General features: G+C 44.6%; 12 protein-coding genes. 9 read left to right on the plus strand and 3 right to left on the minus strand.

Translation table 11 applies throughout. The annotated features are described in order from the left end of the window. Positions 1-28: 28 nt before the first annotated feature. From pth to ACO59Y_RS03845, 5 genes are all read left to right on the plus strand, one after another. Positions 29-613, plus strand: a complete 585-nt coding sequence (pth, locus tag ACO59Y_RS03825; RefSeq protein ID WP_486130793.1) for an aminoacyl-tRNA hydrolase — start codon at positions 29-31, stop codon at positions 611-613. A gap of 220 nt (positions 614-833) precedes the next feature. Next, entirely contained in the window at positions 834-1,925 is a 1,092-nt protein-coding gene (gene ychF, locus ACO59Y_RS03830) for a redox-regulated ATPase YchF (RefSeq protein ID WP_486130795.1), read from the plus strand. Positions 1,926-2,053: 128 nt separating this feature from the next. Then, positions 2,054-2,635 carry a uracil-DNA glycosylase family protein gene (locus ACO59Y_RS03835; RefSeq protein WP_486130797.1) on the plus strand — a complete coding sequence of 194 codons (582 nt, stop codon included), beginning with the start codon at positions 2,054-2,056 and terminating at the stop codon, positions 2,633-2,635. Positions 2,636-2,660: 25 nt separating this feature from the next. Next, a complete protein-coding gene (locus tag ACO59Y_RS03840) occupies positions 2,661-2,813 on the plus strand; it encodes a hypothetical protein (protein ID WP_486130799.1) in 153 nt (50 codons plus the stop codon). A gap of 191 nt (positions 2,814-3,004) precedes the next feature. Continuing rightward, the gene (locus ACO59Y_RS03845; protein ID WP_373604079.1) at positions 3,005-4,315 is read left to right on the plus strand and encodes a nucleobase:cation symporter-2 family protein; all 1,311 of its coding nucleotides are present in this window, start codon (positions 3,005-3,007) and stop codon (positions 4,313-4,315) included. Positions 4,316-4,687: 372 nt separating this feature from the next. On the opposite strand, the gene ACO59Y_RS03850 is transcribed toward ACO59Y_RS03845, so the two are convergent. Together ACO59Y_RS03850 and ACO59Y_RS03855 are read right to left on the minus strand one after the other, a co-directional pair. Beyond that, positions 4,688-5,956, minus strand: a complete 1,269-nt coding sequence (locus ACO59Y_RS03850) for an HlyC/CorC family transporter (RefSeq protein ID WP_486130801.1) — start codon at positions 5,954-5,956, stop codon at positions 4,688-4,690. An 89-nt stretch (positions 5,957-6,045) separates the two neighbouring features. Beyond that, a complete protein-coding gene (locus ACO59Y_RS03855; protein WP_486130803.1) occupies positions 6,046-6,828 on the minus strand; it encodes a cytochrome C assembly family protein in 783 nt (260 codons plus the stop codon). A 153-nt stretch (positions 6,829-6,981) separates the two neighbouring features. On the opposite strand from ACO59Y_RS03855, the gene ffh reads away from it, so the two are divergent. The 3 genes from ffh (at position 6,982) to ACO59Y_RS03870 (ending at position 11,341) form a co-directional block, all read left to right on the plus strand. Then, positions 6,982-8,367 (plus strand): signal recognition particle protein, encoded by a 1,386-nt coding sequence (gene ffh / locus ACO59Y_RS03860; protein WP_486130805.1) that lies wholly within the window; start codon positions 6,982-6,984, stop codon positions 8,365-8,367. Positions 8,368-8,578: 211 nt separating this feature from the next. Further along, the gene (locus tag ACO59Y_RS03865) at positions 8,579-10,825 is read left to right on the plus strand and encodes a nitric-oxide reductase large subunit (protein WP_486130807.1); all 2,247 of its coding nucleotides are present in this window, start codon (positions 8,579-8,581) and stop codon (positions 10,823-10,825) included. Positions 10,826-11,002: 177 nt separating this feature from the next. Then, positions 11,003-11,341 (plus strand): hypothetical protein, encoded by a 339-nt coding sequence (locus tag ACO59Y_RS03870; RefSeq protein WP_373604075.1) that lies wholly within the window; start codon positions 11,003-11,005, stop codon positions 11,339-11,341. Positions 11,342-11,447: 106 nt separating this feature from the next. Here the strand turns inward: ACO59Y_RS03870 and tnpA are convergent, their stop codons facing one another. After that, positions 11,448-11,864: an IS200/IS605 family transposase gene (gene tnpA / locus ACO59Y_RS03875; RefSeq protein ID WP_486130810.1), complete on the minus strand. Its 417-nt coding sequence runs from the start codon at positions 11,862-11,864 to the stop codon at positions 11,448-11,450. Between the two features lie 46 nt (positions 11,865-11,910). On the opposite strand from tnpA, the gene ACO59Y_RS03880 reads away from it, so the two are divergent. After that, positions 11,911-12,717, plus strand: an 807-nt coding sequence (locus ACO59Y_RS03880) for an RNA-guided endonuclease InsQ/TnpB family protein (protein WP_486130812.1), incomplete at its 3' end; no start/stop codon positions are given.

Genomic DNA, 12,717 nt, shown 5'->3' on the forward strand with positions numbered 1-12,717 from the left:
TTAACCGTATTTACCGTAGCAAATAACAATGGCAGAAATCAAACTTATCGTCGGGCTTGGCAATCCCGGCGACAAATATGCGGACACCCGTCATAACGCGGGCGAATGGTTGATGCAACGTTTAGCCCGTCGCTTTAATGTGACATTCAACGCCGAAAGCAAATTTTTTGGCTACACCGCTCGTGCCATGATTAACGGCAACGAAGTCCGTTTTTTAGTGCCAACCACTTTCATGAATTTAAGCGGCAAAGCGGTGGGCGCACTGGCAAATTTTTATCGCATTAAAGCGGAAGAAATTTTAGTCTTGCACGATGAATTGGATCTACCGCCGGGCAGCGTGAAACTCAAATTAGGCGGCGGACACGGCGGGCATAATGGCCTGAAAGACATTGTGGCGCAGCTCGGTAACAACAATAACTTTTACCGTTTGCGCATCGGCATCGGTCACCCCGGGCATCGCGATTTGGTGGCGGGTTATGTGTTAAACAAACCTTCCCCGAGCGAACGCGAGGCATTAGATAAAGCCTTAGACGAAGCCTCGGATTGCGTAGAACTGCTGTTCAAAGAAAGCATCGTGAAAGCCACTAATCGGCTGAATAGTTTTAAAATCTAACCTAAAAGTGCGGTTAAAAAATACGCTAAATTTTGATAATTATGTAGCAAATGCACAAAACCGTTTGAATTAAGCACGCGTTTGTATCAAACGATAGCACCGCATTGAAAGTGGTTCCAATGCGGTGCTATTTTGCAAGAGTAATTTTAGCGTTGTGTAACTGCTGCATAATTTCGTAAATTTCAACTGCACTTTCTCTCTTCACCAACAAGGAAAAATTATGGGATTCAAATGTGGCATCGTAGGCTTGCCGAATGTGGGCAAATCAACACTTTTTAACGCCTTAACCAAAGCCGGCATTGAAGCGGCAAACTATCCGTTTTGTACCATTGAGCCAAATACCGGCGTGGTGCCAATGCCTGATCCGCGTTTAGATGCCTTAGCGGAAATCGTCAAACCGGAACGCGTGTTGCCAACCACCATGGAATTTGTGGACATCGCAGGCTTGGTTGCCGGTGCGAGCAAAGGCGAAGGCTTAGGTAATAAATTCTTAGCAAATATCCGTGAAACCGATGCGATTGGTCATGTCGTGCGCTGTTTTGAAAACGATGACATCGTACACGTGGCGGGCAAAATCGACCCGTTAAACGATATTGAAACCATCAACACCGAACTGGCGTTAGCCGATTTAGACAGCTGCGAACGCGCCATTCAACGCCTGCAAAAACGCGCTAAAGGCGGCGATAAAGACGCGAAATTCGAGCTTTCCGTGATGGAAAAAATCCTGCCGGTACTTTCTGAAGCAGGCATGATTCGTTCCGTGCCGTTAGACAAAGACGAGTTATTGGCGATCAAAAGCTACAATTTCTTAACCTTAAAACCAACCATGTACATTGCTAACGTGAACGAAGACGGTTTTGAGAACAACCCGTATCTCGATAAAGTCCGCGAATTTGCTGAAAAAGAAGGCTCCGTAGTGGTGCCGGTTTGTGCCGCCATCGAAGCGGAGATCGCCGAACTGGACGATGACGAAAAGCTAGAATTTCTGCAAGATCTCGGCATTGAAGAGCCGGGCTTAAACCGCGTTATTCGTGCAGGCTACGCCCTTCTCAATCTGCAAACCTATTTCACCGCTGGCGTGAAAGAAGTGCGTGCTTGGACGGTTTCCATCGGTGCTACCGCCCCGAAAGCCGCCGCCGTAATCCATACGGATTTCGAAAAAGGCTTTATCCGCGCGGAAGTTATCGCCTACGACGATTTTATCCAATTCAAAGGCGAAAACGGCGCGAAAGAAGCCGGCAAATGGCGCTTGGAAGGCAAAGATTACATCGTGCAAGACGGCGATGTGATGCACTTTAGATTTAATGTTTAGAATAATTTGAAAATGAACCGCACTTTTTAGATAGAAGTGCGGTTTTTTGTTCTATTGCCGAACCACCGGCGATAAAGAAAAACACTATCGCCAAAAGATATAAAAAACAAACAAAACAGGAAAAACCCATGCCTAGTCTCACCCAAATCAAAAACGCTATTATGCGCGATGCGCAAAATCAATCTTTCACCGAACGCGGTATCGAACCGCTATTTTCCGCCCCCACCGGCGCCCGAATTAACATTGTCGGGCAAGCGCCTGGGGTGAAGGCGAAACAAACTCGTTTGTATTGGAACGATCAAAGTGGCGATCGGCTGCGTGAATGGCTGGGTGTTGATCGCGAAACCTTTTATCATTCCGGCCTATTTGCCGTGATTCCGATGGATTTTTATTATCCGGGCAAAGGCAAATCGGGCGATCTGCCGCCACGCAAAGGTTTTGCGGAAAAATGGCATCCGCAAATTCTGGCGGATTTGCCAAATATCGAACTAACCATTTTGATCGGGCAATATGCGCAGAAATACTACCTACCGCAAAATAAACGCAATGTGACGGAGACGGTGAAAAATTACCGTGAGTTCCTACCGCATTTTTTACCATTAGTGCACCCGTCACCACGCAATCAACTGTGGCTGGCAAAAAATCCATGGTTTACGCAAGAAGTCATTCCCGAACTGCAACAACGGGTTAAACGAATTCTCTCCCGTTAATTTCAATCTTTTTTAAGAAAGCAAAATGTCGAATAAAAAATCGGATTGGCCGCGTTATTCCCCTAATGTTTTTATGGACGGTAGAGCACGCAGTAATAAACGCGGATTGGAATTAAAATCCCTCTCGCAACGTCATCAAACAGTTTCAATGAACAGTTTCAATGCGGTGCTATTTTAGCTGTTCGCACCATTCCAAGCGACTTCAACGCGGTGCTATTTTAGCTGTTCGCGCCATTCCAAGCGGCTTCAATGCGGTGCTATTTCAACATCACATTCGACATCAGCCATTTCTTTTAGCGAATGCGCAAACGATTGCCTTTACAAGGATTTCGCGTATAATTCGCCGCTCTTAATTTATAAGGATCCACGATGAACAACCAACTTCTCTATTCGGTGGAAGATAAACCGCCTTTCAGCTTAAGTCTTCTGCTTGCCGCACAACATCTATTAGCCGCATTGGGCGGCATTATTGCGGTGCCTTTAGTTATCGGCAATGTGTTAAAACTGCCGACCGCAGATACCATTACGTTAGTCAACGCAGCGCTGCTCATTTCCGGTGTCGTCACGATTATTCAATGTAAAGGCTTGGGCCCGATCGGTATCCGCTTGCCAAGCGTAATGGGAACCAGTTTTACCTTCGTCGCGGCGGCACTTGCCATCGGCTTTAGCGAATATGGCGTGCCGGGCATTTTAGGCGCCTCTTTGGTCGGCTCACTGGTCATGATCATCGGCAGCTTTTTTATGCCGTATATCCGCAAGCTGTTCCCGCCGGTAGTCACCGGCACGGTGGTGATGATGATCGGTTTAAGCCTGATTCCGGTAGCGGTGGACTGGTTCGCCGGCGGTCAGCGTGGCGACGCCGACTACGCCACACCGGAAAATTTGATGATGGCGACTTTCGTATTAGTTATTGTAGTGGCCTTAGTGCAATGGGGTAAGGGCATTTTCTCTGCCGCAGCCATCGTTATCGGCATGATGACCGGCTACGTACTTTGCTTAATTTTAGGCTGGGTAAATTTCGATGGCGTGCATAATGCACAAGCGTTCGCCGTACCGCAACCGCTACACTTCGGTCTAGCATTCCCGCTTTCCGGAATTATCGGTATGTCTATTGCGTATTTGGTGACGATTGTAGAATCCAGCGGCAATTTCCTTGCGCTCGGTAATGCGACCAATACGGAAATCACCGGTAAACACTTACGCGGCGGCGTTTTGGCGGACGGTTTGGGCTCCGCATTGGCGGCTATTATGTCCACTACGCCATTTTCCTCGTTCTCGCAAAATATCGGCGTAATTTCCTTAACGGGCGTGGCAAGCCGTCACGTAGTGGCGCTTACCGGCGTGTTATTGGCGTTAGCCGGGCTATTTCCGGTATTCGGTGCGTTAATCGTCTCCATTCCGCTTCCTGTGCTTGGCGGCGCAGGCTTAATGATGTTCGCCATGATTATCGCAGCGGGCATTCAAATGCTGGATAAAGTAGAACGCAGCAAACGCAACGGCTTGATTATCGCCATTTCTATCGGCTGTGGTTTAGCCGTCACTACCCGTCCCGAATTGCTTGATAAACTTCCGCACTTTTTCAAAGAAGTGTTGGGCTCCGGCATTACCGTGGGATCATTATTGGCCCTAATTCTCAATTTAGTTTTGCCGGAAGATAAAGCGGCGAAAGAAAAAAATTAATCGGGCTCTGCGCTAGGGTAAAGCTGTTACCCTAGATGACACATAATTCAGCCCCATATAATTCAGCCCATTGGGGCGGGAGCGGGGGCGGTTTTTCATTTCCGAAGAACCTGAGAAATTATGCAGCGGTTCCGAAATGACCTTACAAAATAGCACCGCATTGAAACGGCTTCCAATGCGGTGCTATTTTGTGGTGCAGACTCAAAGTTATACTTCGCGCGGATAGTTTTATGCGTTTTGCTCAAGTAAAAGAAAAAACTCGCCCATCAAGCAAAATCCGATAATTGATAAAATCTCGCCAAATACTCAAAATCGCCTCAAAAAACAAAACCGCCCTTCTGTCTCCAAAAGTGCGGTTTTTTTAAACGTTTTTTAAGCCGGCAGTTTTACCACTTTCGCCTGCTTAATCATATTATCCGCTACTTCTAAAATAGTAATTTGCAAGCCATCGATTTCGCATATGGTGCCTTCATCCGGAATTTCTTCCAAATGCTCAAGGATTAAACCGTTGAAAGTGCGCGCATCTTCGGTGTCGAGTTCCCAACCGAACATTTTGTTCAGATCGCGAAGATTGGCGGAACCTTCAATTATCATCGATCCGTCTGATTGTTGCGTCACTTCTTCATCGATAGTCGGTGCGGTTGAGGTGGTGAAATCGCCGACAATTTCTTCCAAAATATCTTCCAATGTGACCAAACCTTTAATATCACCGTATTCGTCCACCACCAAGCCAAAGCGCTCTTTATTGGTGCGGAAATTCGCCAATTGTGTTTTTAACGGCGTACCTTCCGGAATAAAATACACTTCATCTGCCGCACGAATTAAGGTTTCTTTGGTAAATTCATTTTTTTCAAGCAACAAACGAAATGCCTCGCGCACACGCAAAATACCGAGCACCTGTTCGTCAAGACTGCCTTTATACAGCACGACACGGTTATGCGCGGCGTGGTTAAGTTGGCGCATAATCGCCTTCCAGTCGTCATCAATATCAATACCGCCGATCTCGTTGCGCGGTACCATAATATCGTCCACAGTGACGGTTTCCATATCCAAAATCGACAGCAACATTTGCGGATGCTGCTCATCCGGCGTGGCTTCGCCCGCTTCGGTTACGATACTGCGCAACTCTTCGCGACTAATCACTTCTTTCTGTAAATCCGGTTTTAAGCCGATGATTTTCATCAAACTTTTGGTAAAGATATTCATAAACCAAACGACGGGATAAAAAATCTTCAGTAATACCGTCAAAATATGACTGGAAAAAAGCCCCACTTTCTCCGGATACATGGCAGCGACGGTTTTCGGGAAAATTTCAGAAAAAACCAACATCACGAAGGTCAGCAAACCTGTTGCGATCGCGACACCCGCATCACCGTATAAACGCATACCGATTATGGTCGCAATGGCCGAAGCGCTGATATTCACTAAATTATTAAAGATAAGGATAAAACTTAACAAGGTATCGGGTCTTTCAAGCAATTTTTCGGCTTTTTGTGCGCCTTTATTGCCTTGTTCCGACAGAAAGCGTAAGCGATATTTATTAACGGAGAGCAAACCGGTTTCGGAACCGGAAAAATACGCGGATAAGACTAAACAAATAACAAGCGTGATAAATAAGCTACTAAGGGGGATACTGTCCAAGGGAAAATCCTTTTGTGAATTAATCATACCCGCAGGCTATCATGGTTGCCGACGGAATAATAAAGGCGAATCTAATTCGCCCCCATTTTCTAAATCAATCGACTGCCAAAATACGCAATCGTGAGCAGAATAATACCTGAAACGGCGTAAATAATCATCCTTTTTCCGCGCCAGCCGCGTTTCCAATGGCCGAAAAGCGCAATACCAAATACGATCCAAGCGAAAAATGAAAATAACGCCTTGTGAATATTTTCCGCATTCATCGCATGCACAGAATGATAAATTCCGGAAATCAGCGTAAACGTCAGCAATAATTCGCCGACGGCAAATAAACGGGAAAAATGACGTTCCGCCATCATTAAGGAAGGCATAACCGGTGAAAATGCGGTTTTTTTCGATTTTAACGTACGATCAATCCACGCGATTTGAATAGCATAAAGCATTGCAATAAAGCACACGGCGTAAGTGAAAATCGACAAACCGATATGGAACAACATTGCCGAATCCTGATTCAATAATTGAATCATATGACTAGGCATAAAGGTTGCCAAGATGAGGTTAAAAATGGAAAAAGCAAACACGATCGGCAATAAAAACCAAATGGAACTCACCGCCGGCATGGCAAGGGTGACCAATGCGGTGCTGCTGACGCTCATCAACGAACTGATTTCCACTAGCGTAAAAGTGTGATCCGACGCAAGCCCCTGCAGCGCCGGATAAAGGCTTGCGATATGCAACACAATAGCCAAAAGCGCAGTCAAAAAGAACGGCGTTTTGCGCGGACGACGCACGGTTTTATCCGCGGCGAGTGACGGCGCGATCATCAGCACGCTGATTAAATAGAACAAAATTGAAAAAAAGGCAAACCCCATATTTATTGTCTCGATGTGATGCTTAATGTTAAGAATGGTTCTTATTCTAGCGTTGTCATTCTCAATTCGCTATAAATTTGTTTGAAATGATGAAAAACGCCCGAATTTCGGTATAATCACGACAATTTTTGTCATCAAAAAACAGGATTGAATATGTTTGAAAATTTATCCGATCGCCTCTCAAAAACACTGCGTAATATTACGGGCAAAGGCCGTTTAACCGAAGATAATATTAAAGACACCTTACGCGAAGTGCGTATGGCTTTATTAGAAGCCGACGTCGCCTTGCCGGTAGTGCGCGAATTCATCGCTAAAGTGAAAGACAGCGCATTGGGCGAAGAAGTCAATAAAAGTTTAACGCCGGGGCAAGAATTCCTAAAAATCGTTCAGCGCGAACTGGAAAATGCCATGGGCGAAACCAATGAAAGCTTGAATTTAGCCACCCAACCGCCCGCCGTAATTTTAATGGCCGGCTTGCAAGGGGCGGGTAAAACCACCAGCGTAGGGAAATTAGCGAAATTTCTACGCGAACGTCACAAGAAAAAAGTGTTGGTCGTTTCTGCCGACGTATATCGCCCGGCCGCAATCAAACAGCTGGAAACCCTTGCACAAGGCGTGAATGCAGATTTCTTTCCGTCCGATGTAAAACAAAATCCGGTGGACATTGCCAAAGCAGCCTTGGCGGAAGCCAAGTTGAAATTCTACGACGTGCTTATCGTGGATACCGCCGGTCGCTTGCATGTTGACCACGAAATGATGGATGAAATCAAACAGGTTCACGCCGCGTTAAATCCTATCGAAACCCTGTTCACCGTAGATGCCATGACCGGACAAGACGCGGCAAATACGGCAAAAGCCTTTAATGAAGCGTTGCCGCTGACCGGTGTGATTCTCACCAAAGTGGACGGCGACGCGCGTGGCGGTGCGGCATTATCTATTCGTCAAATTACCGGTAAACCGATTAAATTCCTCGGGGTCGGCGAAAAAACCGATGCTTTGGAGCCATTTCATCCGGATCGTGTAGCATCACGCATTCTTGGCATGGGCGACGTGCTTTCCTTAATTGAAGATTTGGAACGTTCCGTTGACCGTGAAAAAGCGGAAAAGATGGCGCAAAAATTCAAAAAAGGCGATCAATTCACTTTAGACGATTTCCGTGATCAACTGGTCGAAATGAAAAAAATGGGCGGTATGATGTCCATGTTGGAAAAACTGCCGGGCGCGAAAAACCTGCCGGATCACATAAAAAATCAAGTGGATGACAAAATGTTAGTGAAAATGGAAGCCATCATTAATTCTATGACGCTTAAAGAACGCGCTAATCCGGACATTATTAAAGGCTCCCGCCGCCGTCGCATTGCGCTCGGCTCCGGCACACAGGTGCAAGACGTGAATAAACTGCTCAAACAATTCGACGAAATGCAACGTATGATGAAGAAAATGCGCAAAGGCGGCATGGCGAAAATGATGCGTGGCATGCAAGGCTTAATGGGCGGCGGGCTCGGATTAAATGGACTAGGAGGTATGTTCAGACATTAATCCGAAAAAACCAGCAAAAGCGAATTAAAAATGCAGTTGAAACTTTTTTGTTTTCAACTGCATTTTTTTACCTTAGAATAATACCATACTAAATCACTAGGATTTTAGTAGTTCACTAAGGCTTAATATCCAACAAAATATTTCAGGTATTTTGCCTAAACAATGTATTTTTATAAAAAACAACATTAACACCGTTAATCTAGGAGTGATTATGGGACAGTATAAAAAATTTTGGTATTTACTGGTCGCTGTGTTAATAGGAGCATTCTCTATTCTCGGCTACTATGGCTTTGAGGTATATCGAGAAGCGCCACCTATTCCACAACAATATGTTTCAGAACAAGGCGAAAAAGTAATTACGCACGATGAGATTCTACACGGGCAAACGGCTTGGCAAAGTACAGGCGGTATGCAACTAGGATCAGTTTGGGGACATGGTGCATACCAAGCACCTGACTGGACGGCAGATTGGCTGCATCGTGAATTAACAAACTGGCTTGATATTGAAGCCCAAAAAGACTACAGCAAGCCTTTCGCCGATTTAAATGAAGAGCAACAAACGCTACTAAAAGCACGTTTAACCCGCGAATATCGTGGCAGCCGTGTTGATGAAAATGGCACTGTAGTGCTATCCAACACACGTTTAGCCGCAATTGAAAAGACAGCAGCTTATTATATTTCTCTATACGGTGATGATCCGGCGACAAAAGTGACGCGTGAGCACTTTGCAATGAAAGACAACACCTTACCTAATTTGCAGGCTCGTCAAGATCTCACTAAATTCTTCTTCTGGACTGCATGGACTGCCTCTGCAGAACGCCCGAACACGCATGCAAGTTATACTAATAACTGGCCTCATGAGCCGTTAATTAATAACGTGCCGACACCTGAAAATGTAGTTTGGTCAATTGCCAGCGTAGTATTTTTAATTGCCGGTATTGGTTTTGTAGTGTGGATTTGGTCATTCAAAAAACGCCAAGATGAGAAAGATCCTGTGCCACCAAGCGCAGATCCACTCACAACACTGCAACTTACACCATCACAACGCGCACTCGGCAAATATCTATTTACCGTGTTGGCCCTATTCTTCCTTCAAGTAAATTTAGGTGCGGTAGTCGCGCACTATACAGTGGAAGGACAAGAATTCTATGGTATTGATATTTCACAATATTTGCCTTATTCCTTAATACGCACATGGCATATTCAAGCAGCGCTATTCTGGATTGCAATGGCATTTTTGGCCGGTGGGTTATTCTTAGCGCCGATTATTAATGGAGGCAAAGATCCTAAATATCAAAAACTCGGTGTTGACGTACTTTTCTGGGCATTAGTCGTTTTAGTAATCGGTTCATTCACAGGTAGCTACCTTGCGATTGCCCATATTCTGCCGGAAAACTTAAGCTTTATGTTCGGTCACCAAGGCTATGAATTTATTGACTTAGGCCGTTTCTGGCAAGCGGTAAAATATGCCGGTATTTTATTCTGGTTAGTATTAATGCTACGCGGAACAGTGAATGCATTTAAACAACCGGGTGATAAAAACTTACTTGCCTTATTTTTTGCATCTGTTATCGCTATCGGCTTATTCTACGGCCCGGCGTTGTTCTATGGCGAACACACCCATATTTCCATCATGGAATACTGGCGTTGGTGGGTAGTGCATCTTTGGGTAGAAGGCTTCTTTGAAGTATTCTCGGTTGCTGCGCTTTCATTTATTTTTGTAAGCCTAGGACTTGTATCACGTCGTACTGCAACAGTTGCAACTATCACTGAAGCAGCATTATTCCTAATAGGCGGTATTCCGGGCACCTTCCACCATTTATACTTTGCCGGCGTAACCACTCCAATTATTGCTGTCGGAGCATCATTCTCCGCACTTGAAGTCGTGCCATTGGTCTTACTTGGTCATGAAGCGTGGGAACACTGGGCTATGCAACAAAAAGCACCATGGATGGAACGTCTAAAATGGCCACTTTACTGCTTCGTCGCAGTGGCATTTTGGAATATGCTGGGCGCAGGGGTATTTGGTTTCTTAATCAATCCACCAATCTCCCTTTACTACATACAAGGTTTAAATACTACTGCTGTACACGCCCACGCAGCATTATTTGGAGTATATGGCTTCTTAGCACTCGGTTTTGTGTTCTTAATCGCACGCTATTTACGTCCGGATACACCATTTAACGACAAATTAATGAAATGGGGCTTTTGGTTATTAAATGCCGGTTTAGTACTAATGATCGTTTCAAGCTTGCTACCAATCGGTATTATCCAAGGCTATGCCAGCATCTCAGAAGGTTTGTGGTATGCACGTAGTGAAGAATTTATGCAACAACCGCTCTTTGATACGCTTCGTTGGATTCGTATCGTAGGTGATGTCATCTTTATCTTCGGTGCGCTAGCATTCTTCTGGCAAATCTTCACAATGATTTTCCTTAAACCGAAAAAACTCGCGTAATGCAATAAAATACCTATCATAAAGACAAAAAGTGCGATGAAATTTTCATCGCACTTTTATTTTTAAATAGATTTTGCCGAATCTTGATTTTTATCAAACTTTCAACCCGTTACCGTATGGGTTTTCTTTTCCTTGAAATTTATACTTCGTGCTTTAATTTTTCTCTCAACCTTTAACATGAATGACAATCCTTTCAAAGCCCGTTGGTCGATGCTCGGCAATACGCTCTGTTTAGGCCATTGGGAGATTTCCTACCTTGATTTGCCAATTACCCTGCCGCGCGAGCGTCGCGACCAAGATATGGGCACGGAAAACATCTATAACTTTATCGATCCGGAAGACGAACTATACCGCGAAGGCTTAGGCGAAGACGATTGGATTGTAGAAAATATTGACTGGCTTTCCGATCTGTTTAACGAACACAATATTCCGCTGGAAGAACAAACCCTGCGCGCATTTTATCGTGCAGTCAACAAAGAAGATTGGCGCTGCGGCAGTTGCGGCGGCTGCATTTAAAATTTCGGGGCAAATTATTTTGCCCTTTTATCAACCCTGTGCCGTAAAACTCCGTCCTTCAGGGCGGAGATATAAGGCACAAACGGCGTAGCCGTTTCAAAGCTAACTAATCGGGTGTTTGTTGTTGCTCGATGTATTGGCGAATAATTGAAATGGGTACACCACCGCAACTACCGGCAAAATAAGATGGTGACCAAAGCTGATTGCCCCAAAGTTTTTTTCGGATACTTGGATAATTTTTCTTTCTAATCATTCGACTTGATACACCTTTTAGGCTGTTTACTAGCGTAGAAACTGCCACTTTCGGCGGATATTCAATGAGTAAATGAACGTGATCGTCTTCGCCGTCAAATTCGACTAATTTTGCTTCAAAATCATTGCAGACGCTTTCGAAAATCAAATTGAGATCATCTAAAATCGCTTTCGTAAAAACATCACGGCGGAATTTTGTAACAAAGACTAAGTGAACGTGCATATTAAAAATGCAATGTCTACCGTGTCTGATTTCAGTTTCTTTTTTCATAGACCAAGTGTAGAATGTGGGAAAAATCATATTCTAAACCTTGCCAATGCAACTACGCAAAGCCTTTAAGTTCGAAATAATGCCAAACGGAGAACAAATCCGTAGAATTAAGCAGTTCTGTGGTTGCGCTCGTTTTGTCTTCAATCGGGCGTTGGCTTGGCAGAATGAGCAATATGAGCAAGATAACTGCATCAAGTTCAGTTATACGAAAATAGCTAATCTGCTTCCGCAATGGAAAAAAGAGCTACTTTGGCTCAAAGATTGCCATTCCCAAGTACTCCAACAGTCGTTAAAAGACCTTGAAAGTGCGTTCAAAAACTTCTTTCAAAAGCGTTCTGACTTCCCGAAATTCAAGAAAAAAGGCTTGAAAGAGAGCTTTCGTTTTCCGCAAGGTTGCAAACTGGAACAACAAAATAACCGCTTGTATCTCCCGAAAATCGGCTGGATTCGCTATCGCAACAGCCGTGATGTCGTCGGCGAAATTAAAAACGTCACGGTGAGCCAAAAGTGCGGTCGTTTTTTTGCCAGTATTCAAACGGAATTTGAATATGAAATCCCAACGCATCAAGGCGGAGAAATTGGCATAGATATGGGTGTTGCACGGTTTGCAACGCTTTCAAGCGGTAAATATTTTGAGCCGTTAAATGCCTTTAAAACCCATAAAGGCAAACTGGCAAAACTACAACGCCGACTTAAAAATAAGGTTAAATTTAGCCAAAACTGGCAGAAATTAAAGGCGAAAATCGCCAAATTGCACCACAAAATCGCTAACTGTCGTAAAGACTTCTTGCACCAAACCTCAAGCAAAATCAGCAAAAACCACGCGATGATCTACGTTGAAGATTTACAGGTG

The sequence above is a fragment of the Rodentibacter sp. genome (assembly GCF_057314195.1).

Excerpts from the sequence above, each read along its gene's own strand:
- pth (WP_486130793.1), top strand. The coding sequence starts at position 29 with ATGGCAGAAATCAAACTTATCGTCGGGCTTGGCAATCCCGGCGACAAA.
- ychF (WP_486130795.1), top strand. The coding sequence starts at position 834 with ATGGGATTCAAATGTGGCATCGTAGGCTTGCCGAATGTGGGCAAATCA.
- ACO59Y_RS03835 (WP_486130797.1), top strand. The coding sequence starts at position 2,054 with ATGCCTAGTCTCACCCAAATCAAAAACGCTATTATGCGCGATGCGCAA.
- ACO59Y_RS03840 (WP_486130799.1), top strand. The coding sequence starts at position 2,661 with ATGTCGAATAAAAAATCGGATTGGCCGCGTTATTCCCCTAATGTTTTT.
- ACO59Y_RS03845 (WP_373604079.1), top strand. The coding sequence starts at position 3,005 with ATGAACAACCAACTTCTCTATTCGGTGGAAGATAAACCGCCTTTCAGC.
- ACO59Y_RS03855 (WP_486130803.1), bottom strand. The coding sequence starts at position 6,828 with ATGGGGTTTGCCTTTTTTTCAATTTTGTTCTATTTAATCAGCGTGCTG.
- ffh (WP_486130805.1), top strand. The coding sequence starts at position 6,982 with ATGTTTGAAAATTTATCCGATCGCCTCTCAAAAACACTGCGTAATATT.
- ACO59Y_RS03865 (WP_486130807.1), top strand. The coding sequence starts at position 8,579 with ATGGGACAGTATAAAAAATTTTGGTATTTACTGGTCGCTGTGTTAATA.
- ACO59Y_RS03870 (WP_373604075.1), top strand. The coding sequence starts at position 11,003 with ATGAATGACAATCCTTTCAAAGCCCGTTGGTCGATGCTCGGCAATACG.
- tnpA (WP_486130810.1), bottom strand. The coding sequence starts at position 11,864 with ATGAAAAAAGAAACTGAAATCAGACACGGTAGACATTGCATTTTTAAT.